This is a genomic window from Paenibacillus sp. FSL R7-0333, assembly GCF_038000365.1.
GTDB classification, from domain to species: domain Bacteria; phylum Bacillota; class Bacilli; order Paenibacillales; family Paenibacillaceae; genus Paenibacillus_AQ; species Paenibacillus_AQ silagei.
Genome location: NZ_JBBOBZ010000001.1, coordinates 5,215,526 through 5,238,503, shown reverse-complemented (window position 1 = coordinate 5,238,503; position 22,978 = coordinate 5,215,526). Strand labels below are relative to the sequence as shown.

At 48.1% G+C, this 22,978-nt stretch carries 21 protein-coding genes; 14 read left to right on the top strand and 7 right to left on the bottom strand.

The annotated features are described in order from the left end of the window. Positions 1-2 precede the first annotated feature (2 nt). Positions 3-2,414, top strand: a complete 2,412-nt coding sequence (locus MKY86_RS22030; RefSeq protein ID WP_076076123.1) for an ABC transporter permease — start codon at positions 3-5, stop codon at positions 2,412-2,414. A gap of 103 nt (positions 2,415-2,517) precedes the next feature. Here the strand turns inward: MKY86_RS22030 and MKY86_RS22025 are convergent, their stop codons facing one another. Both MKY86_RS22025 and MKY86_RS22020 read right to left on the bottom strand, forming a co-directional pair. Further along, positions 2,518-3,060 carry a hypothetical protein gene (locus tag MKY86_RS22025; RefSeq protein WP_076076126.1) on the bottom strand — a complete coding sequence of 181 codons (543 nt, stop codon included), beginning with the start codon at positions 3,058-3,060 and terminating at the stop codon, positions 2,518-2,520. A 183-nt stretch (positions 3,061-3,243) separates the two neighbouring features. After that, entirely contained in the window at positions 3,244-3,591 is a 348-nt protein-coding gene (locus MKY86_RS22020) for a hypothetical protein (RefSeq protein ID WP_076076128.1), read from the bottom strand. Positions 3,592-3,709: 118 nt separating this feature from the next. Between MKY86_RS22020 and MKY86_RS22015 the strand changes: the two genes are divergently transcribed. Next, positions 3,710-3,985, top strand: coding sequence for a hypothetical protein (locus tag MKY86_RS22015; protein ID WP_076076131.1), 276 nt, complete (start codon positions 3,710-3,712; stop codon positions 3,983-3,985). Positions 3,986-4,343: 358 nt separating this feature from the next. Here the strand turns inward: MKY86_RS22015 and MKY86_RS22010 are convergent, their stop codons facing one another. The 3 genes from MKY86_RS22010 to MKY86_RS22000 all read right to left on the bottom strand — a co-directional run bounded on the left by MKY86_RS22010 (position 4,344) and on the right by MKY86_RS22000 (position 7,809). Beyond that, positions 4,344-5,240: a discoidin domain-containing protein gene (locus MKY86_RS22010; protein ID WP_340827494.1), complete on the bottom strand. Its 897-nt coding sequence runs from the start codon at positions 5,238-5,240 to the stop codon at positions 4,344-4,346. Positions 5,241-5,389: 149 nt separating this feature from the next. Continuing rightward, complete coding sequence (locus MKY86_RS22005; protein WP_143803591.1) at positions 5,390-6,709, bottom strand: cohesin domain-containing protein; 1,320 nt, start codon at positions 6,707-6,709, stop codon at positions 5,390-5,392. Positions 6,710-7,047: 338 nt separating this feature from the next. After that, complete coding sequence (locus MKY86_RS22000) at positions 7,048-7,809, bottom strand: hypothetical protein (RefSeq protein ID WP_076076139.1); 762 nt, start codon at positions 7,807-7,809, stop codon at positions 7,048-7,050. A 152-nt stretch (positions 7,810-7,961) separates the two neighbouring features. On the opposite strand from MKY86_RS22000, the gene MKY86_RS21995 reads away from it, so the two are divergent. Then, positions 7,962-8,351: a hypothetical protein gene (locus tag MKY86_RS21995; RefSeq protein WP_076076141.1), complete on the top strand. Its 390-nt coding sequence runs from the start codon at positions 7,962-7,964 to the stop codon at positions 8,349-8,351. A 652-nt stretch (positions 8,352-9,003) separates the two neighbouring features. Here MKY86_RS21995 and MKY86_RS21990 read toward each other — a convergent pair. Beyond that, entirely contained in the window at positions 9,004-9,285 is a 282-nt protein-coding gene (locus tag MKY86_RS21990) for a DUF6809 family protein (protein WP_076076147.1), read from the bottom strand. A gap of 213 nt (positions 9,286-9,498) precedes the next feature. Between MKY86_RS21990 and MKY86_RS21985 the strand changes: the two genes are divergently transcribed. From MKY86_RS21985 to MKY86_RS21970, 4 genes are read left to right on the top strand one after another with little or no spacing between them, the layout of a single operon-like run. Then, a complete protein-coding gene (locus MKY86_RS21985; RefSeq protein WP_083684561.1) occupies positions 9,499-11,310 on the top strand; it encodes an ATP-binding cassette domain-containing protein in 1,812 nt (603 codons plus the stop codon). Continuing rightward, entirely contained in the window at positions 11,303-13,072 is a 1,770-nt protein-coding gene (locus MKY86_RS21980; RefSeq protein WP_076076150.1) for an ABC transporter ATP-binding protein, read from the top strand. The genes MKY86_RS21985 and MKY86_RS21980 overlap by 8 nt, the downstream gene beginning before the upstream one ends. Before the next feature lie 48 nt (positions 13,073-13,120). Next, positions 13,121-13,786: a hypothetical protein gene (locus MKY86_RS21975; protein ID WP_076076152.1), complete on the top strand. Its 666-nt coding sequence runs from the start codon at positions 13,121-13,123 to the stop codon at positions 13,784-13,786. After that, a complete protein-coding gene (locus MKY86_RS21970; protein ID WP_076076155.1) occupies positions 13,783-14,232 on the top strand; it encodes a macro domain-containing protein in 450 nt (149 codons plus the stop codon). Before MKY86_RS21975 ends, MKY86_RS21970 begins: the two co-directional genes overlap by 4 nt. A gap of 62 nt (positions 14,233-14,294) precedes the next feature. Here MKY86_RS21970 and MKY86_RS21965 read toward each other — a convergent pair whose 3' ends face one another. Continuing rightward, the gene (locus tag MKY86_RS21965) at positions 14,295-15,089 is read right to left on the bottom strand and encodes a helix-turn-helix transcriptional regulator (RefSeq protein ID WP_076076158.1); all 795 of its coding nucleotides are present in this window, start codon (positions 15,087-15,089) and stop codon (positions 14,295-14,297) included. A gap of 187 nt (positions 15,090-15,276) precedes the next feature. Between MKY86_RS21965 and MKY86_RS21960 the strand changes: the two genes are divergently transcribed. The 7 genes from MKY86_RS21960 to MKY86_RS21930 all read left to right on the top strand — a co-directional run bounded on the left by MKY86_RS21960 (position 15,277) and on the right by MKY86_RS21930 (position 22,958). Then, the gene (locus MKY86_RS21960) at positions 15,277-16,290 is read left to right on the top strand and encodes a glycoside hydrolase family 5 protein (protein WP_076076376.1); all 1,014 of its coding nucleotides are present in this window, start codon (positions 15,277-15,279) and stop codon (positions 16,288-16,290) included. Between the two features lie 35 nt (positions 16,291-16,325). After that, a complete protein-coding gene (locus MKY86_RS21955; protein ID WP_076076161.1) occupies positions 16,326-18,272 on the top strand; it encodes an alpha-L-arabinofuranosidase C-terminal domain-containing protein in 1,947 nt (648 codons plus the stop codon). A gap of 149 nt (positions 18,273-18,421) precedes the next feature. Then, complete coding sequence (locus MKY86_RS21950; RefSeq protein ID WP_076076163.1) at positions 18,422-18,847, top strand: type II toxin-antitoxin system HicB family antitoxin; 426 nt, start codon at positions 18,422-18,424, stop codon at positions 18,845-18,847. A 223-nt stretch (positions 18,848-19,070) separates the two neighbouring features. Beyond that, on the top strand, positions 19,071-19,646 hold the full coding sequence (locus tag MKY86_RS21945) for a TetR/AcrR family transcriptional regulator (RefSeq protein ID WP_076076166.1): 576 nt from the start codon (positions 19,071-19,073) through the stop codon (positions 19,644-19,646). Positions 19,647-19,711: 65 nt separating this feature from the next. After that, positions 19,712-20,323, top strand: a complete 612-nt coding sequence (locus tag MKY86_RS21940; protein ID WP_076076169.1) for a GNAT family N-acetyltransferase — start codon at positions 19,712-19,714, stop codon at positions 20,321-20,323. Positions 20,324-20,753: 430 nt separating this feature from the next. Then, on the top strand, positions 20,754-21,932 hold the full coding sequence (locus MKY86_RS21935) for an ROK family transcriptional regulator (protein WP_076076171.1): 1,179 nt from the start codon (positions 20,754-20,756) through the stop codon (positions 21,930-21,932). 42 nt (positions 21,933-21,974) lie between these two features. Continuing rightward, positions 21,975-22,958 (top strand): ROK family protein, encoded by a 984-nt coding sequence (locus tag MKY86_RS21930; RefSeq protein ID WP_076076174.1) that lies wholly within the window; start codon positions 21,975-21,977, stop codon positions 22,956-22,958. The last annotated feature ends 20 nt before the right edge of the window (positions 22,959-22,978 follow it).

The window sequence follows — 22,978 nt, the reverse complement described above, 5'->3', positions numbered from 1 at the left end:
GGATGTATGCGGTATGGAAACTATGCTGGACGAATCTGAAGCACAAAAAAGTGCAAAACAGCTTCATTGCGATCATCATCATGCTGGCAGCTCTGCTCCTCTCGACCGCCGTGTCCGTTCTCAACAACACCAACCGGATGTATGGGAGTATGCATGACCAGTCCCGTGGCGTGCATCAAATATTGCAGCTGGAGAATGGCATCCACGATCCGGTCCAGGTACATACATGGTGGGAGGAGCAGTCAGGGGTAACGGCTTCGGATTTGATGCGCTACCGCTATCTGTCCAGTATGTCTCACGCCGGGAAAGAGATCCCCAATGTTGACTTGTTCATGATGGATGCGCCAACAGGACCTTTTCCCGTGGACAGGCTGCAGTTCGTGGAGGGCGAAGAACATAGCACACCGGAAGCAGGGACCGCCTGGATTCCCACCTCGCTGGCTTATCCCAATGATATTCATGTGGGCGATTCGGTTGAGTTCAAGACAGATGAAGGGACCATCCGGTTGAACGTTGCGGCCGTCGTTGTGGATATTTCCTACTGTTCGCCTTTTGCTACAAGCGGGAGAATCTGGCTGAATCATGAGGATTATAACACGCATATGACCCTGCTGCCAGGCGGCGATAAGTATATGACCGGACTAAGATTTGAGGATTACAGCCAACATAGGACCTACTGGGATAGATTCGAGCAGTCTCTCGGGACCCCCTACCTGGAGTCTGTTAAAGACTTCGAGAGCTTGTCTTCCTATTATATGATAGCGAATCAGGTGATTAGCTTCGTGATGATTTTTCTGGCTGCTGTCATGATCTGTGTAGCCTTGTACACCTTGGGATTCACGATTGCCGATGCTATCCTCTCTAACTACCGAACGATTGGGATTATCAAATCTGTCGGATTATCTTCCCGTAAAGTCGTTATGGCTTATGTTGCACAATATACCTTCCTGGCGCTCGTATCGGTCATTCCGGGGATGCTGGTCAGCAATCTTCTCTCCGGTACCATTGTTGCCAGTTCCATGGCTTATCTCAATACAGGATCAGCAGGGATGAACGATGTATTCTCAGGTACAGGTCTGTGGACTGGCGCGGCTGTCGTTGTGGTTATTCTTCTCTCGGCCCTGCTGTTCGCGAATAAGGCGCGTCATGTGGAGCCGGCCCAAGCTGTTCGTTACGGCATGTCTGAGAAGGAGTACTCCCACCAATCCGTGGGCAATGGAACATGGAAAAGAAAGCTTCTGCAGCTGGGCGCTCTTCCCACCTCGATGATTATCGGGCTAAGAAGCGTCACCAAGAATATCCGGGGTTCGCTGCTGATTGTGCTAATCTCGGCGTTGTCCACCGCTGTACTCGTCTTCGGGTTCCTTTTCGTATACAGCATTGCCTCCATCCATGGAACCATTGCCAAGTGGGGATATGATTCAGCCGATCTGTCCATAAGAATCGATAATCCGGCTAAAATGACTTTTAAACAGCTGCAAGAAGAAGTCCTCTCTGATCCAAGGGTGAAGGATTACTCGCGGTACGGGGATGCCAATGCGGTTGTGCCGGTTCCCCAGAAGGATGGGGCTGCCATGAAGCAGGATACGATGGGGATCTTACTGACGGTGGCGGATGGGAGCTATGATGAAATAGGCTATGTGAATGTGGAGGGACAGAACCCTGTGTCTGCCAATGAAATCTCGGTTGGTGTGAATGTTGCCAGAACGCTAGGTATCCAAGCAGGCGATACAACGGATATTTATATTGAAGGGGAAAAACATACGCTGACCGTCACCGGGATCTACCAGGCAATCGCGAACATGTCCAATTCGGGGCGGATTACCGCCGACGTCATCAGAACTAGTAATCCGGGCTATGGAAGTGCGATGAACACCACTTTCATGAATCTGCATGAGGGGACTTCAACCGATTCATTCGTGAATGAATTGCAAGAGCGGTACGGCAGTGTACTCGGGATCGCCAGTCAGGCATCGCTTGTGGATGAGGTATTCTCCCAGGCGGTCAAAATCATCGTGCTGCCAGTGTCCGTTATGGCGCTATTGTTCATCGTTATTACGTTCGTGATCATCTACAGCATCTGCCGGATTAACATGAAGAAAGAGAGCCGCACCTACGGCATCTACAAGTCCATCGGCATGACCTCCCGCCAGATCCGTCTATCGGAAACCACCGGAATCCTGGTCGTATCGGGGATCGGTGCGCTGGTAGGGATACCTCTAGGTTTATTAGGTCTCCCGCCGCTGCTTAACGTGATCCTGGCCGACTACGGGATTGTTAAAGTTCCGCTGATTATGAACGGGGGAGGCATCGCCTCGGTGATCCCGCTGAGTGTCATTGCCGCAGGTTTGGGTTGCTGGGCAGCATCTAAGTCTGTTCAGAGTGCGTCGCCGCGGGTTTTGGTGGTGGATTGATGGGGGTGTGTTATTGAAGTATTGCAAGATTTAAAAGAGCCGGGCGTTCAGTCCGAAAGCTAGGCCGAAGCCCGTCAACCTTAACTGGTCGGCGGGCTATGGGTTACAGTCTTACGACACTGGACTCGCCGGTCGGCAGAGAATGATTTAAGCCTTGGCAGAAGTCCTTCATACCAAATGCAAAAGTGTCTTGAAAAGTTACAGCTGACAACTCACCATGAGCATCTATAAAGTTAAAAATCATATAGTGACTAGTTTTCTTTTTATTTCCTATTCCGGACATTCCACCGACAATTGTTCCTAACCCAGGTACAAGAAGCGTTCCAATCATTGCACGACCCACAACGCTTTTGCTTTTATCGATCAATTCTTGCTCACTTTTAACTTCAGCGGCTCTGAATTGCGCCAGATATATTTCAAATCTTTGTCTGCCTGAATCAATAAGCACACGATCAGAAAATCTAAAAATTTTGCACTCGACACTTCCAATGCCAAGTCCCTCCACATGTTTTGCGAATACTCCCTGTAACGCTCCGATGCTTTGGGTTTGTTCTTTTAGCTCATTCCCTTGTTTAATTCCTTTTTTTGCTCCAAAAATAATACCGATAATGAGCACTACAATAAATCCCCAAATAAATAACATCATGATGAACAGCCCCTTATTCTGATAATAATTAGCAAAAATAGTCTATCAGAATAATTGGGATAATACTATGTATTTACAATGAACACTAAATATAAAGTGCTAACTGAAATCTCCCGTCACATCTCCTTCAGCAAAAACATGAACATACTTTAGTTCTGGTGTCACTGCCATCATAAACTCCTTTCAATCACAAACAGAACTAGGCTCTGTATAGACGGTAGGGTAAATGTCCATTAATTCGCTCTCCATCTTGCAGGCCTTAGCTATCATTTCGTCTAACTCGCTTGCTGCAAAATCCTCATCAATGATAGATTCCATTAGGTTGGTGTATTCCTCTGCTAATTCCTTATCTTCGTTTATTTGGTTAACAGTATCTTCGTAGTCAGACAACGACTTCTCTAATCGATCTCCAATATGGAGCAGGTCTTGACGATCACGTTCCTTTTTCGCATCATACAGAATTTTTCCGCCAATGCTGCCACCAATTAACAAGACCACAACAAGTAGTACCCACCATTTCTTACTGTTCATAGATCCCCCTAAATATGTATAATTAATCAAAATCATTCTATCAGAATGTGGTAATATTTACTATAGGATTAAATAAACATTAGTATATAGTGTGGACAACAATTAGAAGGAGAGTGTAATGTCGAAAAACTTAAAATTCCTGTTATCGATACTTATCATCTTAGTATTCATTATTTTTTTTCGTAGTATGAAAAGTACTGCTGCTATTGTTCAAATTGCAGAGATAGGAAAACAAAACATTACTGTAACCATGGAATGGGGAGAAAAGATAAATATAAAAGTCCCCTCTAAATTTGACACTAGCGAATTGAATAAAACATCTTATTATTTAGTGGTTTTTAAATCTAATATTCTTCAAAAGAATAGGTTGGAAAAAATAGAGGAATCAAAATAGTCTTTGGATATTTACTGCAAGAAACACTTTTTTTGAGGACTTTGAAACGACGGTTAATTACGGTTGTAAATCCGGATTATGCTATTATAACGAAGAATTAGGTAAATCCCCGGTAATAGGAGGTGCTTTCTAAAATCAGAATTGGAACTATTCCAAATTTTTCTGTATAATTTATATTTTCTGATGATCCTGACACCAAATATATTCTCACAGACAGGGATGCATCTGATTGGAAACAGTTAGACCTCAAAGATCCGCAGCGATTAAAAGTAGATAATCAATAAACAATTGCCCAATTCATCTGGAATAGAATGTATACAAAATAACCCGCCGGGCTTATACCTGACGGGTTTGTTTTTTACTGAGCTGTATACTCACTTACTTCAAAGGTTAAGATCTTATCATGTATTACGTATTCAGTTCGTTTACTGAAGGGGCCTTTGTTGTTGTTATGCTTGTTGATTCCAAAGCTTGATGATCCTGAAGCAGAATCATACCAGTTTAAGAAAGCATTAACTTCTGATCTGGACAGATCGTATTCCTTTTCTGCACCAGTTGAAAGCTCGATGGTAAGCAATGCACGATCACCAGATGACACATCTGGAGTAGGTGTTGGTACATTAGTTGGGATAGGGGTCGGGGATGACGTAGGAAGTGTAGTCGGTTCAGGTGTTGCAGTGACAGTATGGTACATTTCCATTTCTCCTAATGCTGTGAAGCCAGATAAACCATTATTATTTATAATATTTAATCTGTACTTTGTATAGGCTTTTTCATTACTGAAAGAAAAAACTTTCTCTAGGTTTGCTTGCCAATCGCTAACGTTTATTTCTGAATGAAGTACAATCCAGGTATCACCATCCCAAGCGTCAAAGGTGAAGTCTTTAGGAGTTTCATTTTTATAAGCATCTTGAGTAATATCGGAGCGAGGCCATAAGGCAAATTGATTAATAACTACAGGGCTGTCAAATTCATATGCGATCCATCCAAACGGCTTTGTCTGACTACTCGCCCATCCATATGCATCGTCCTTAATTCCATTGAAAAGGTTAAAAGGTTGATGTCTACTTGCCCAAATACTACTTGCAGTTGCATGACCAAGTGGAGCATCATTTGAAGTCATGCTAGGAATCAAATTTTTTGGCGCTGAACTCTCTTCAGCGGATGTTGATAATGGTGAGACAAACGAGGAGAGTGCAGCAATAATTAATAAAACACTTAAAGATGAAAAGATAATTTTAAACGATTTTGACACTTTCAATACCACCTTTTTAAATGAATAAAATGAATTTAGAATTCAACTATGTCTAAACGTTATTGATTATACTGGGGATTAACAAAATCGTGAAAAACAACCCATCGACCTTAAAGTTTGATGGGCTTATTTTGTATAATTCTGTAGAATTAAGTATTAGGCAAATAATCTGGATTGTTTAAAATCTGATCCACTATAAAGAGCAAGTCATCGTCATTGACATATTCATCGCCGGCTTGCTGAGCATTATACTTCACCGGATCAACATCGGGAGCGAAATACTTAAAGTACCTGGCATCAATCGCAAGGTCAACAAGGGTGTACGTACCAGACTTATCAACGGGTTTATTGTATACTTTATAACCGGTCACCTCTTCAAATCCGAGGTATTGCAAGTGTTCCTTATCGTACTTTACTTCAAAGTCTTCAGCATAAATATCTTTTACGTTTTTCAGTGAAATATCTGCTGTGAATTCCTTACCTAGCCCTATTTTCTCAGTAGCAATATTTACATCGAGAGTTGGTTTCAACGCCGGTGTTGGAGTTGGTGTTGGAGTTGGTGTTGTGCTGGGTGTAGGCACTGGTGTTGGTGTAGGTGTTGAAGTTGGCGCTAAGGTCGGTGTTACAGTAGGAGTTATGGTAGCTGTAGCCGTTGGTGCAGCGGTCGGTGTCGGTGTACCCCAGACGTCAAATTCATTAACCGTTGGATTGCCCGATCCAATATTCACAACTCCAACTGCTACAATATCAGTAAAATCTATACTTACTGTTGTGTCTGTAGACGTAGGCACCATTAGCGTACGGGTGTTATCACTGTGGAAAAACAATACTCTAATATCATCCTTAGAGGAAGCTAAGCGATAACTCGTTAAGTTAATCGAGCGCTGAAAATCATAATAAAGTGTGTCATATGATGACCCTGAGTAACCTAATGTAAATAGAGTTAACGAATTACCGTCTGTTACATTACTCGTAGTGGTATACGTTGCCCCAAATATATCTGTAGAAACTAACATTTGTTTACCCTTTAGCAATCCTGATACTGGGGAGGTTGGTGTTGGTGTAGCAGTTGGTGTCAGAACGGGCGACCCATATACATCAAATTCAAAAATCTTTCCAGAACTGTTAACTCCAACACTTTTTACGTTATTAACAACTGGAAATTCAATAAGACCTGAAACATTCGTTAAAGCGTAAATCGTTTTACCTTCATCATCCCTAAAATAAATAGAATATCCACTTGAAGCTGAACCACTTACATAATATTTATTTAGGTTTGATACAGTTGGTAACGTAAACCATCTGGTGGTTCCGGCAACATCGTATAATGTTCCGGAATTTCCATCAGTCATAGTCGTAACGCCAGCGGAATCTTTTACGCCTCTCAATAAGCCTGCTGCTTCTGCAAACGCCCCCTGTACAGGTAGTGCAGTAAATAGTAAAACGATAATTAATAGTACCTTCTTCATATTACACCTCATAATAATATTTCTCTGAAGTTCTTAAATTTAAAATCATATGTATCTAAGCAGTTATTAGTTTGATTCCCCTTTCGTTGAAAAATTTGTATTTTCATATCGCCTGATTATCCTAAGTTAATATATGGAGTAAGTCTAAACAAAAATTCTTATATTTGGGATAAATAGATCGATGTCATTATAAGTACATTATTATGGTAAAGTATTTACCTCAAGAAAAGTAAAAAGCCCGTCAACCTTAATTGGTCGACGGGGTGAGTGAGTTTACTTATAATTTAAGTTAGTATAGGTATCTTATTTATGGATCATACTACAACAATAGTGAAGGATCATACAATTCCGACTTGAAAGACCGGAACAGTCATTGTCCAGGTATAAGAAGGATTATTTGTTCTACTTAAAGTTGCTTTCATTTCTATTCCTGTTTTATATAATGAACCAACACTAATTACACTAGCCCAACCCCAATTTCTAACAAGATCAGTCCCTGAGTTAGCGGTAGGATTCAAATTTTTCTTTTGAGTTACTGGCCCTGAATTTTGAGAGACACCGTATTGGTAAATCTCGTGTGATTTACTCTTAATGGTGGTTAAATTATCATTAATAGTATAACGCCAATCTATCTTATCCATTCCTACATATGTCTCGCTATTAACAGTATTGTAGGTATAGTATAAGGTTCCATAGGCAGTTACACTCGAAGTTGAGTCGCTCCCATTGTCTGAATAAGTACCAGTGGCTTGAACACTAAACTCTGTTTTGTATTGAGTAACAATTTCACCGGTTTCTATGTTCTTTAAGTCATAGACTGGTCTAGTTTGATTCTCAACCACCTCTAAAGGTTTTGTTTCACCAGTGACATTATCAGTTATTTCTGGAGATAAATCTATAGTGGAAGATGCTAATTTAGTCAAGGCTTGTGTTTTTATAGTATTGGATTCATCTTGATTATAAACCTTCACAATCTCATAGCCGTTAGGAATACTATTAGTATCTTCTTTTAGATCGAGTGCAGAGGAGGCTGATATAGAACTCCCAAAAAGGCCAATTGAAAGAACTCCGACAAAAAAAGTTGATAAAAGTTTATTCATATAAAATCTCTCCTTTTAGTAGTGTTGTTTATCAGACTAGAATATAGCATCAAATACAAAAACTACTCCTCTCTCAAAAAATGGATAAATCATTCTTGATTATGGTAGCATTGTATGGAATGTAAGTAAAGATAAATATGGGAGGTTTAGATATGAAAGGAAAAAAAGTAATTGTATTAGTAATAGTTTTAATAGTTATCTTTATGTTGGGTTTGTTTACTTATAGATTAAGTAAAGAAAATAGTTTCAGTGCTGAGTCTGCTAATTGGAGGGTTAGTTTGACAACTGAAGGTGAAAATCAGAGTACTCTTTCATGTGAATATATAGGGAGTAGAACGGACACAATAAAAAGTTTTAAATACAAATTAAAAGGGGCACGCGATTATTTCTCTGGATCTGAAGATGGTGTCTGGGAAAATGGATACAAATATGAAAAAAATACAATTAATGCTTATGAACTTATTCCTGATCAAAATAATCAATTTAAAATATCAATTACACTCGATGGTGACTCAGAAGAGTTATTTTTAACTAAAAAATGATATATCGTTTTAGAGATTGTTAATTTACAATTGTCTAATCAAATGAGTTTCAAATCAACCATATATTAATCCGTTTTACCGTCAGGATTATCTGGCGGTATTTTGCGTTGAATAAAGATTATCTTTGGGGTTACAACACCAACGAATGTTCCTATTTCGGAGGCGATTCATCGAAGGGGATTTGCGCCATGCTTGACGATATCCCGCGCAAGCTGCTGAGGATCACCGCACAGTTTAAATACCACCTTAAGCATATCCCACTGTCCGGGAGATGGGAGAGTAAACGGACGGCAACCGAGATCATCAGGAGCTTTAAATTATTGGCTTTAGAACAGTATATAGAGAGGCAGGCAAGCCCATTGAGACAGCCGTAGTCATTGAGATGTGGGAGCGCAATGTACAACTAGATTTGGGGCTGCAGGGTGGCACACAGGGCGGTAATTCTGATTACTGTATACGATTAGGGGGCAGAATTATGTGCAAATTGGATGGCAACAAGATGTTCACTGTTGAGGAGCGGACCATGATACGGGATCAATCTTGTTGCCCCATATAGATACTATGTTCGCAAGAGCCTGCGGGAGCTGGAACACTCCAGCAGTATCTTAAAGCGGGCTTATCAGATGGGCGGGGCAAGCAATACAGGGGAAGGTCATTGAAGCCCCTCCTCCCCGGTCAAAACCTCTACCATAATACCCGCTCCCAAGCGAAATCCATACTTGAAACTAGCCGCTAACTCCATGCCGTGAGTTTGGCCGTATAAGTCTAACAGCGCTTCTAACTCGTCGAATTCTTCCTCCGAGAGGCGTTCCTTCCAAAGCTCTATGATGTCGGATACTCTTTTTCTTAGAATAGTGTACTGCGGGTCATCGGGTATGATATTTTCATCGGGATGCAAGTTGCCGTGATACAGGCTCTCTAGGATACTTTCCACTTGCTCATCTCCTTCATTGATAAAGTACTTTGTGTTCAACAATAATAGATATAAACTGTTAAATCCACGTAGTATACTCTACAGAATGACAACCCAAACCCTATAATCTGACAGGTTATTCCTCTCGGATGGAAATGATACTATGAATTAGGGCACGCTTTGCGAGTCTTTCCTATTGCGTTCCTACTATAATCATTCCAACAAGGAGACTACATGCTTACTTCAAGAAAATATACAGTATTCGATCTGATCGGGATTCCGCTTCGGGTGATTCCGGTGCAGACGGTGGCGGCGGTAGCGTATATGTTGGTGGATGCCCTGATGCCTGCTTATCAGACGCTGGTGATGGCTTATTTCATTAATACGGCGACCCATATTGTGAATGGCCGGGCGGAGTATTCGTTAATCTATAAGCCGCTTGCGCTGATTATGGGTTATGTAATCGTCACTCATCTGCTCCCCAGCCTGATGCAGTTGGTGGAGCTGACGGGGCGCAATCGGCTGAATGTGCGGCTGAAGCGGGAGATGGTGCTCAAGCGGGCGCGGCTCGCGTATCAGCATATTGAGAATAAAGAGACTTCGGAGTTAATCCATAGGGTGTGCGGAGATCCGGTGGGTGATTTCATGAGCGGGTTCAACAATATGATGAGTGGACTGAATCTGCTGATTGGGACCGCTTCGCTGCTTGTGATTGTGATGTCGTCCACGTTCATTACAGGGATTGTGATTGTGCTGGTTGCGGTGCCTTTGTTTTATATTGCCATTAAGACGGGCAAGGCGAATTATGTGCTGGGGATGGATGCGCAGCGGATACGGAGGAGGAGTGCGGATATAGCCAATATTTTGACTAGCCGGGAGGATGCGGAGGAACGCACGTTATTCGGGTATAGTCCGGCGCTCAGGGATCGGTACGACAAGCTGTATGATCAGACGTACGCGGTGGAGAAGAAGATACAGATCCGAAGCTTCATTCATCTGAAAAGCGGCTCGATCATCGCCCTGCTGATCGGCATCATTATTGTGGGCTTGCTGTTACCAGCGCTGCACTTGGGCGAGCTATCCATTGGCCTGTACATCTCGCTGGTGACCGCGATCTTCAGCCTTGTGCAGAGGATGTCCTGGCAGTTAGCCGAGACGATGCAGGAGCATGCGCGGATGAAGGAGTATCTACAGGACTTCTCTGCTTTTGCCGGACTCAGTGAGAAGAAGGATGCCGCTGCTCTACCTGTGGAGTTGGGCGGCTTCGTCTTTCAATCGCTGGAATTCAGGCAGGTGAGCTTCCGCTACCCGGATACGGAGAGATACATATTGAATCAATGCTCGTTCACCATGGTTAGCGGGAAGAGCTATGCCATTGTCGGTGAGAACGGGGCTGGTAAGTCCACCCTGATCAAACTGCTTACCGGGATGTACGATAACTATGAGGGCGAAATCTTCATTAATAAGAAGAATCTGCGGGAATACAGCTACCCGGAGCTGAAAAGCATCATCTCAGTGGTCTTCCAGAATTACGCCAGGTACGCGCTGACGATCCAAGATAATGTCCGGCTGGGGAATATCCTGAGGAAGGATGAAGAGCGAATCCGTCATAGCATAAGCAAGATGAATCTGAGCGGAATGGTCCAGGGGCTGGAATACGGTCTCGATACTTACGTCGGCAAAATCAAAGAGAAAAGTCTGGACCTTTCCGGCGGGCAGTGGCAAAGGTTGGCGATAGCCAGACTGTTGTATTCCAGCTCAGCTATCCATATTATGGACGAGCCTACCGCTGCCCTGGACCCCATCGAAGAGAGCCGGCTATATGAAATGTTCAGCAGCATCCGCGCAGACCGGTTCACTATTTACATCACCCACAGGCTGGGCGCCGCGAGAATCTCGGATGTGATCCTGGTGGTGCGAAGCGGGCGGATTGCGGAACAGGGCTCCCATGAGCAATTGCTGGAAATCCCGGATGGGATCTACCGGAAAATGTTCGCCAGCCAGAAGTCGTGGTATGAGGCAGAGAGTAAGGTGCAGCATGGATAGAATACAGGGGCAGGGGTTCCTGAGCAACGGGGTCAGATGCCTGCGGCTTTTATTCCAGGTGAATCCCGGGAGGTCTTATACGTACATCGGAATTGCCTTGTTCCAGGCGGTCTCCTGGGTGCTGCAGGTGTTATTTATGCAGAGATTTCTGGATGCGGCTGCTGCCTATGCTACAGATCGAATAGACTTCAAAATGGTTCTCTTTTCCTTGGGCGCACTGGCGCTTATGTATCTGTTCTATCATGTCATGGACGGACTCGGGAACTGTTATGAGGAGATTTACGGGCTAAGCGTGGGCAAGCACCTGAATCTGATGATTTTTAAGAGAGTAGATTCGTTACAGGTCTCTGAATTCGAGGACACGAAGCGGCTGGATTATATCCACAAGGCTGTGAACGGGAGCGGCAAGCTGATCTGGATCGGGACTACCTTACTGGATATTCTGTTCTACTATACGACTTATTTTGTGTTCATCGGGTGGTATCTGTTCACGCTCAAGCCAGTGCTTGCGCTAAGTATTGTCGTCGTATTCATCCCGGTGATGCTCTCCCAGTGGGTCCTGATGTCAGCATTCAAGAATCTGGAGGCGGCAGCTGCTCCGATCCGGCGGGAAAGTGACTACTATGAACTGTGCTTGACGGACAAAGCGTATCTCTCGGAGACCCGGCTGCTGGGGGCGGCTGCATTTTTCGAGAATTTGTATACGTCTGCCCTGCAACGGTTGAACACTATTGTACTTCGGACGCAGGTACGCAAGCATCTCGTTCAGCTCATACTGAATGTAGTGACGGTTATGGGCTACGGCCTGATCGTGTATATGCTGTTTGTGTCTGTGATGAAGCAGGAGATTTCGATTGGAGCTTTTGCGGCGGTGCTGGCTTCGATTGGCAGTCTGTACCGGTTCATGAACAAGCTGATCACCGAGAGAATCGCCTGGGCTACGGAGAATATCGGGTCTACGGAGAATTTTCTGGATTTCATCGATGAGCCTATTCAGAGAACCCACACCCTGCCAAGGCCGACAGACCGTGATATTGAGCTAAAAGGTGTCCGGTTCCGCTATCCGCTGGCAACCCGAAATGCGGTTGAGGAGATCGACCTGATCATTCCGAACAAGCAGACGCTGGCGATTATAGGCGAGAATGGAAGCGGGAAGACCACGCTGTGCCGCATCATTATGGGATTATATCCGCCTACGGAAGGGGAAGTGAGGTACGGGAACGTGGAGGCTTCGCGGACTAGCTATGAGCGAACGTCGGCTGTTTTTCAACATTATCGCAAGTATAATGAGACCTTCCGGGAGAATGTGCGGATCAGCCAATATTCTAAACTAGCAGATGATTCCGCAGTAGTATCCGTGTGCGAGGAGGCCGGGGTGCTTTTATCCGGTGAAGGGGTTAAGGAAGGGCTGGATACGATGCTGGGACGGGAGTTCGGCGGCACCGATCTGTCCGGCGGTCAATGGCAGCGTGTGGCGATTGCGCGTGGATTGTTCCGGGACAGCGACCTGATGATTCTGGATGAACCCACGGCGGCCATCGACCCACTGGAGGAGACCCGCCTGTATAACGACTTCGCTGCCCTGTGCCGGGATAAAACCGCAATCCTCGTCTCCCATAGATTAGGCTCAGTGAAGCTCGCGGATCGAATTATCGTGATGAAGGACGGACGGATCGTGCAGGATGGTACGCATGAGGAGCTAATGAGCACGGCGGGCGAGTATCGGACGATGTATGAGGCGCAGCGGAAGTGGTATGTGTAGGTAAAGTGTGTATTACAGGAGTATAGTTAGTCTCAGGAGGAATGTTACATGGCTACGTGGGTTACTCATTTTAGAATAGCTGAAGCCTTAATGAAGGCGGGGGTGCCAGTATCCAAGGTCGATTTTCTGGTAGGAAATATTGGCCCGGATTGTGGGATCGCCCATGAGGAGGGGAGTCTTGCTCCATTTCGGCATGTACCTAAGAGTGTTACCCACTTTAAGGATGGACAGGGGATTCAGCCTGAGCTGTTCCGGGAGAAGTATGCATTGAAGGATGTTGAGCCTACTTCTAGCGCAGGTTCCTATTATTGGGGGTATTACTGTCATCTTATAACGGATGTAGAATGGATCAAGTTAACAAGAGTTAAGCAGGAGGAGCCGGTACATCAATCCGTAAAAGGTACTCCCGAATACAATCAGTTGGTAAAGCGGGACTGGTATTGGCTGGACTTCAAATATTTGAAGCTGCATGGCAATCATGTGTTTTGGACCGATGTGCAGCATATTCAGCGATATCCTGAATACTTACCGTTCTTTCCTGAAGGCCAGACCTTTAAACAAATACAGAATATCATTCACTTTTATTGCAACACTGAAGTGCCGATAGAATATGAACCGGTTTATATGAAGGAAGCGGAAGTAGATAACTTTGTGCTGGAGACAGTGGACAAGCTCCGGGACATTATGGAATTTGATAAGAGGAGAGAACCATGACCATCCAAATCGTAAACGGCGATCTATTAGAGGCCAGTGAAGATATTCTAGGGCACCAGGTGAATTGTCAGGGCGTGATGGGGTCGGGGATTGCGAAGATTCTGCGGGACCGCTATCCGAACTTATATCCTGAGTATAAAAAATACTGTGACCAGTACACGCCTGACGAACTGCTTGGACACTGCCAGCTGGTGCAGACGGGCGCGAAGTACACGGCGAATCTGTTCGGCCAGCTTAACTATGGAAGAAGCAAAATCCGGTATACCGATTATGCTGCGCTGGAGCAAGCGTTAACCACTCTGAAGATAGAAGCGCAAGCCAAGGGTCTGTCTGTGGCGCTTCCGTACAACATTGGCTGCGGGCTGGCGAACGGGGAGTGGAGTGTGGTGGAGGAGATGATCGGGAAGGTTTTTGCAGACTATGAGGTAACTTTGTATAAGATTTAAACTATAGCTGCTAATCGTCTTGAGTTCTTGGAATATCACTAAAAATAAAGCCAGACTGCTTATCAGCGGTCTGGCTTTATTTTGTGCTCCCTATACTGCGACGGCGTCTGCCCTGTCTGCTGCTTGAACTGGCGCATGAAGTGGATCTCGCTGGCGTAGCCGCTCATTTCGGCGATTTTTTTGACGGAGATGTCTGTGGTGGTGAGCAGGTATTTGGCATGTTCGATCCGGCTGGCAATAACGTCCGCCATCGGGCTTACGCCGAAGTAATCTTTATACAGGTGCTGGAAGCAGGAGCGGCTCATGGTCAACTCGTGGGACAGCCCATCGATGGTCCAGTTCAGGAAGGGCTGGTTGAAGATTTTGGTGCGGATGACGGACATCTTGTTGAAGTGCGTGTTGCCGACTTCCTTCTGGGTAGAATGAATCCGGTTGCTCAGCTTAATGAAGAATAGGCGCAGATACAACTCGATCGTCTCGTCCTTATGCGGGTTCTCGGAATACACCTCATAGCACAAATGGTTAATGATGATCGACAGCTCGTTCAGGTCGCCAATCGGGATGACTTCATCCCTGGGGATCGCCAGCCGCTCCAGCAGCGCTTCATCCCCCGGCTTGTCCAGCCGGAAATGGAACCAGTCATTGGTGAACTGCGGCCCGTACGCCCGGTAGAGCTGAGGTGTATGCTCGCTGTACAGAATGAAGGAGTCCGGTCCTGTCACCCGGCTCTCTCCTTCCAAAGTGAAGATGGCCGGCGTCTTCAGCAGCAGCAGCATATAGTCTCCCGACCCTTGGGGCCTGTTAATGATGAAGTCCGCGTCATGGCTGTGATTGTAACCGATATTGTGTATGTTCATAGGAGCCTCCCGCATAGCAGATAGATCTATTGTAAAAGCAAACAGGCTGCCTTGCAAACGACGATTGCACAATAAGTTAGTACTTACGCACGATGTGTAATTGTTCTGCGGCCAGGGATTATCTATGCTTAATGCAGATAGCCAGATGAGTATACAATGAAGGCTGAGGCCGGAGAGGATGATTGAGATGAAAGAGTGGATTGGTTATACCAGAGGGGTGAATCTCGGAGGCTGGCTGTCCCAGTGTCCGTATCAGCATTCACATTATGAGAGCTTCATTACGGAGAAGGATATCGAGACGATTGCATCCTGGGGGCTCGACCATGTCCGGCTGCCAGTAGATTATGAAGTGATAGAGGATTCGGGGAATGCTGAGACTTACGCCGGGTTCAAGCATATCGATAACTGTATCCGCTGGTGCGCTGCCCATGGGCTGAATCTCATTATTGATTTGCATAAAACGCCTGGGTTCTCCTTCAACAGCGTGGCCGAGAATTCCCTGTTCGATGATCCGGCGCTCCAGGAGCGGTTCCTGAATCTGTGGAAGGCGATTTCCAGCCGGTATGCCAGCTATAAGGATACTGTGGCTTTTGAATTGTTGAATGAGATTGTGGAGCAGGACAGTAGCCGCTGGAATGCGCTGGCCCACCGGACGATTACTGAAATCCGCAAGCACGCCCCGGAGACCAAGATCGTTATCGGCGGCATCCAGTGGAACAGCGTGCATACGCTGGAGCTGCTCGATCAGCCATTTGATGAGAATATCGTATACACTTTCCACTTCTATGAGCCGTTCCTGTTCACGCACCAGCGTGCGGCTTGGGTGGAGCAGATGCCTAAGAGCAGCATGGACTATCCGGGTGACCTGGAGAACTACCGCAGCACTTCGGCGGCCATTGGCGCTTTCGGCTCGGGGCTTCATGCAGAAGGTATCCACGAGATGGGCCCGGTGTACATGACCAGCCTGATCCAGAACGCCATTGACGTTGCAGCGGAGCGGAATGTATATCTGTACTGCGGCGAATATGGGGTCATTGAGCAAGCTCCTTCGCAGGGCGTGGTGAACTGGTATAAGGATGTGCATGGCGTGTTCGAGCAATACAAGATCGGCAGGGCCGCGTGGACGTATAAAAAGATGGACTTCGGCATCTCCGACCGCTACGACAGCAGCATTACGTCTGCGATTATTTCTTATCTGTGAGCGGGTGAATACTCTTTTGAAGCGAGGTCTTATAAATGAAACTACAAATTACAGATAAACCTGGTGTGTCGATATCCAAGGGGATGATCGGGCTGTTCTTCGAGGATATCAACTACGGGCTGGACGGCGGGCTGCATGCCGAGATGATTGAGAACCGTTCCTTCGAGTTCATGAAGGCGCAGGGCGACAGGGGGAGCTACAGCGAGAGTCATGACGGTCTTTATGGCTGGACAGCTTATCCCGCAGAGGCCAGCGGGGCCACGCTGAAGATTGAGACGGAGCATCCGCAGAATGAGGTCAATCCCCATTACCTGGCGTTTACCGCCGGGGAGACGCAGAATGCTTTTACCAATAAAGCCTATGATGGGGTGTCCCTCAAGCCGGAGATTCAGTATCAGGTCTCCTTGTATGCCAGAGCGGACGCGTATGCAGGTAGTATTGAAGTTTCGGTTGAGCAAAATAGTGCGGTCATGGCGCATGCCGTCCTGACCTCAGCGGTAAGCGGAGAATGGACACGTTATACGGTACAGCTTAGCTGCGATGAACCTGTGTCGTATGGAGATTTCGTCATCCGGCTGGATGCGCCGGGCACGGTCTGCTTCGACTTCATCTCCATGATTCCCTCCGATGCCGTGCTGGGTCTGTTCCGCCGGGATCTGGTTGAACTTCTGGAGGAGATGAAGCCAGGCTTCTTGCGGTTCCCCGGAGGGTGTATTGTTGAGGGCTATAACCTGGAGAATCGTTACCAATGGAAGCGGAGTGTGGGCGCCGCCGAGCAGCGCAAGAATAACAGCAGCCGCTGGGCGCTGCACGGCAATAATGAAGAGAATCAGTTCACCAGCGAGTACAGCCATTATAATCAGAGTCTGGGGATCGGGTTCTATGAGTATTTTCTGCTGTGTGAATACCTGGGGGCGCGGCCGATTCCGGTGCTGAATGTCGGGCTGGCCTGTCAGTTCCAGTCTACTGAGCATGTGGGCGTACATGATGAAGGTTTCCAGGAGTATATCCAGGATGCGCTGGACCTGCTGGAATTCGCCAACGGACCGGTGGATTCACTGTGGGGCCGCTTGCGGAGTGAGATGGGTCACTCAGAGCCGTTCGGTCTGGAGATGATTGGAATCGGCAATGAGCAGTGGGAGACGGAGCATGCGGACTTTTTCACCCGGTACGATCTGTTCGAGCAGGCGATTCATGCCAAGTATCCATCTGTGCAGCTAATCGGGTCTGCGGGGCCGGATGTCAGCTCGGACAACTATACCCGGGCGTGGGAGTATTACCGTAAGCGGGCCGAGGGTAATCCGAACTTCGTCTACGCTATCGATGAGCATTATTATGTGAAGCCGGAATGGCTGTGCGAGAACGTGCATTTCTATGATCAGTATCCGAGAGACATCAAGGTGTTCGCCGGGGAATATGCGGGTCACTATGGCAACGGAATGAATTCGCCGCACTTCAACAGCTGGGGCGCTGCACTGGCAGAAGCCGCATTCCTGACGGGACTTGAACGCAATGCCGATATCGTCGTGCTGGCCTCCTATGCGCCATTGTTCGCCAGACTCGGCTACGCCCAGTGGTCGCCGGACATGATCTGGTTCGATGGCGAGAACAGCTACGGCACGCCAAGCTACTATGTGCAGCAGATGTACAGTACGCTGATGGGAACGAAGGTGCTGCAGACGGTGCATGACCAGGAGGAGATTCCTTACACTGTTTCTTATGATGAGGAGCAGCAAGTCCTTTATGTGAAGCTGGTGAACACCCTGGACCGTAAGGTTGAGGTGGAGCTGGAGACTGCGATGTCCTTGACCGGACGCGGCGAGGCGTATGTCATGCAGGGACAGGAGGCGGACGTGAACTCTATTGAGGCTCCGCGCAACATCGCGACTAAGCGTGTGCCGCTTGAGACCGCGAACTCCATGGTCTATACGCTTGAGCCCAAGTCTTTCCATGTGCTGCGGATGGAGTGCGGGAAGAAGTAATCAGTAATCTGTGTGATACAATCAAACCTCTTAAAAAGCTTAATAGAGCTTTTTAAGGGGTTTTTAACAAAGATCTGCCGAAGAAAACCATCATAAGTATCCTCAAGCAGGCAGGACTTCAATAGTTCCATCGAAAGGAGACTATACAAATGAAGGATAAAGTGAAATTTTACCGCTATTTTGCGACCTTTGAACAAGACGAAGATGGAATTACTGTAGAATTCCCTGATCTTCCTGGTGCAATAACCTGCGGTCAGAATATAGACGAAGCGTTCTATATGGCCAAAGATTGTCTCGCGCTGCACCTATTTGGGATGGAGGAAGACGGAGACTTGATTCCTGCTCCCTCTGGTATTGATGCACTCAATACACTCACAGCAGGAACAGGGAAAATTGCTGCTCTAATCGAAGTGTTCATGCCCCCCTACCGGAGTTCTATATCAGAACGATCCGTGAAAAAAACACTAACTATTCCCAAATGGCTGGATGACCTCGCAGCAACAAATAATGTGAATTACTCACGGATTCTGCAGGATGCATTGAAGGAACAGCTCGGTGTGAATGAAAGAAGATAATCCATAGATAACAAACCTCCCCCGTGGAGGAAAAAGTCACCCCCTTACAAAGCGTTCAGCTTTTCTTGAGGGGGTTTTTGCTTTGGCCTTGAACAATTTGACACCACCCACCTGCCGGTATAAAATAAACTTAAATGATAGAAAAATATATCAATATAATTACTGAAGTATCATTAAATTCATAAATCTATCACTCATTCTACAGCAGAGGCAGGCCATATTCATGAAAACCAGTGTTAAAGATAACAAACGGAAGGCTATTCTGGACGCGTCGACGGAGCTGCTGGCGTTCAAGCCGACAGCTACGCTGCAGGAGATCGCGGATCACGCAGGAATCGGCATTGCGACGCTGCACCGCTATTTCTCCACCAGGGAGCTGCTGCTGGATGCGCTGGCGTTGAATGCGATCGGGCTGGTGGAAGAAGCGCTCGGGGGAGTTACCGCAGAGGAGCATGATATGCTCCCGTTCCTGACGGAAGTGTTCGAGGTGCTGATTCCTTTGGGCGGCAAGGTGTCTTTTCTCAGCTCTGCAGCCTCAGTGGACGAGAATCCGCATATTGTAGCCGAGGAAGCACGGATCAAGCAGCCGCTGCGTGAAGCGGTTGAGGGCTGGCAGGCACGCGGTCTGCTGAATACCGGAATGCCCGCCCACTGGATCATCACGGTCATGTATAATCTGTTGTTCGTTGCCTGGCAGGAGATTCAGAAGGGGAATCTGGCGAAGAATGACGCTCCGAAGCTGCTGGTTAATACAGTCCTCCAAGGCTTCGGCAGAACAGGGCAAGGGGACAGCAGGTAACCGTGAAGCGGGCTGGTTCCCTAAGGCGGATAGAATCTGGAGTGGAACAATAAGGAGGAACCTGTATGTCAACGCTGCAAGTAGAGATTGTGAGCCGGCTGGATGAAGAACAGAAACGTGAGGTCGCCAGGCTATATTATCAGGCTTTTACCTTGAAATTCAGTGGAATATGGATCTTCTCCCGTGAAGAGCAGGATATTGTGGACGTTCTGAGCCGCTGCCTGCGTTATGACAACGCCCTGTACGCGGTGTATGAGGGAAGGGTCGTAGGCTTTGCCGGTCTGGAGACAGGCGATGGCTTCTTCATGATGCTGAGCTACCGTTCGCTCAGACAGACCTTCGGGCTGCTCGGCGGCGCTTGGCGTTACGCAGCTTATGGCTTCTACCGCCTGCTCAATGGCAATACCCCCTCTAATGCAGTGCATATCGATCCGCTTGTAGTGTCCGAGCAGGCCAGAGGACTGGGCGTAGGAACCCGGCTGCTGGAGGCCGTCTTCGCGTGGTCCCGGGAGGCGGATCGCAGTAAGGTGATGCTGGAGGTAGTTGATACCAACCCGCTGGCGAAGAAGCTGTATGAGCGGGTGGGCTTCCGGACCTTCAAGGTACAGGATACCCGCTTGTTCTCCGCTCAGGCCGGCTTCCACAAAGTGCTGCATATGGAGAAAATGCTGAATTAGCCCGGCACTCATTCCCGGTCCGCAGGAGGATCGGGGACTTTTGCGGTTAGTGGTGGGGGGCGGACTGAGATTCCGCTATTGTGGATTTACAGCGCCATAGTGACTTTTGGCGGACTGACAATCCGCTATTGCTGCTCAAACAGGCTGTTTGGGTGACTTCTAGGGCGGATAGCGGAATCTCTGTCCTCGAACAAGCGAATAAGTAACAATTTCGGCAAAATAGCGGAATCTCAGTCCCCAACATGAGGCTCGTACACATCAGTTCCTCCCCCCAAGCTCGTCGCAAAATCGAATATTCCAAGAATCCGCAGAGCTGATCTGTGGACTACTGTTTTATTAGGGTCTGGATAAATCGCCCGAAAGACTGTATATTAGACTATACATTAAGTTAGTAAACTTAATTAACTATATATAGAACGGAGTATGAATCGTGAGAATTCAAACGGCCGGGACCCCCACGGTCATGCGCAATCTGAATGAATTTCTGATTCTGGACCGGATTATCGGCGGCGGGCCGCAATCCAGAGCGGATCTTAGCCGGTATACCGGCTTAAGCAAGCCTACGGTATCCTCGGCTATTGCTCATCTTATAGAACGCGGACTGGTCAGAGAGACCGGCAGAGCGGAGAATACCCAGGGCCGCAAAGCGACTCTGGTGGAATTCAACCCGAAATGCTTTTATACCCTGGGGGCTGAGGTGGGGGGAAGCGGCCTGCGGATAGCACTCGCAGATATGAGCGGAGAGATCTGCTATTACAAGCAGCTGTCTATGCCGGAGGGCAGGATGACAGAGGCGGTGTGTCAAGACTTCCTGGTTCAGAGCATAGAGGGACTGCTTGCGGATTCCGGGATCTCCCGGGAGAAGCTGCGGGCCGCGGCTTTCGGGATTCCAGGCGTGGTGGACCCGGCAGATGGCAGCGTGTCTGACCTGGTTGCCCCGCTGCGCGGGTGTGAAGGGGTGCTCGCAAGGGCTAATCTGGCCCGGCTGTTCCCCGTGCCCATTGTGACAGAGAATGATGTCAACCTCGCATCTCTGGCGGAGTATGCCTCTTCGGGGATGGAGGCAAGCGGCTCTCTCCTATACTTCTCCATCGGTGCAGGAACCGGGGGCGGCCTCATTATCCACGGGGAGATCTACCGGGGGCTTGGCGGCGGGGCGGGCGAACTAGCCAATCTGATGCTGAGCGCAGGCAGGCTGGAGGATGTACTGTCTACAGACGGATTAAGGCAACTGGCCCATCGGATGGCAAAAGAATACACAGGTGCAGCTGATACAGCGCATTTGCTGTCCACACCTGGAGGAACGGCAGCGCAGATATGGGATGCAGCGCGCAGAGGCGAGCCCCTTGCACTGACTATTATCGAGGCCTACTGCAATCTGCTGGCAGAGGCGGTGGGCAGCATTTGTACAGTGATGGCTCCAGCGACTGTGGTCCTTGGAGGCGAACTGGGCTGCCATGGGGATATCCTGCTGGAGAGGCTGGAATCCCGGCTCGGGGGGCTTCACCGGAAGCCCCGGCTGGCTGCCTCCAGCCACGGGGACAAGGATGTGGTGCTTGGAGCGGTCCAGACCGCGGTCCAATTGGCTTTTCGTGAGATGCGGGCATAAGGGCGTAAGCATATATTTTATAGAATGACGGGGGAATCCTAGATGAATATGTTAACTGCCGGAATTGATGTGGGCGGCACCAAGACACTGCTATGCCTCACAGATGAAGAAGGAACGGTGCTTGAACAGTACAAGGTGGAGACGCAGCTGAGCCGGGAGCCGGAGGTATTCTTCCGCTGGTTATTCGCTGAACTGGAGCAGCTCTGCAAGCGTAACGGCACTGCGCTCTCCTCCTTGCAGGGAGTGGGCATCGGGTTCCCGGGAGTCATGAATGAGCGCACCGGCACCCTGACCAGCGCACCGGCGCTCAATTGGCCTGCAACTATGGATATCCGTCCGGTCATTGCGGCTTACTATCCCGGACTGGTGGTGCTGGATAACGATGTGAATATGGCGGCTATGGGCGAGTATGCAGCGGGCTCTGCTGCGGGGTCTGAGCATTTCATTATGATCACGGTCGGGACTGGGGTGGGCAGCGCCTTGTTCCTGAACGGCCAGCTCTACCGGGGTGCCAGCTTCGCGGCGGGTGAGATCGGCTATCTCATCGTTGAGCCGGGAGCGGTTTATGCTGCTGCCGATCCGGAGTACAGTGAGTTCGGCCCGTTTGAGATGGAGGTATCCGGCACGGGAATCGGGGCGAAGGCGGCGGCCAGGCTGCACGGGAATAACAGCAGTTCATTGATCCGGGAGCTGGCGCAGGGCGATGCGGTCCGGGCGGAGCATGTATTTGCAGCGGCGCAGCGGCAGGATGAGACAGCACTTGCGCTGCTGGATCATGCGTATGAACAGATGGCGGCGGCGGTCAAGAATATAGCGATTACGCTGGATCTGGAGCTGGTCATTCTGGGCGGCGGTGTCGTGGAGAAGAACCCGGGCTATGTGCAGGAGGTTGCAGCGCGGGTCAGCCGGTATACTCCTGAGCAATCTTTATTGATCCGGCAGGCGGTGCTCGGCAATCAGGCGGGAGCGATAGGTGCTGCGGCGGCGGCCCGAAGCAGGCTGAACGCAGGAACCGGGCAGAACTGAGGGTATGAATATGAGACGCG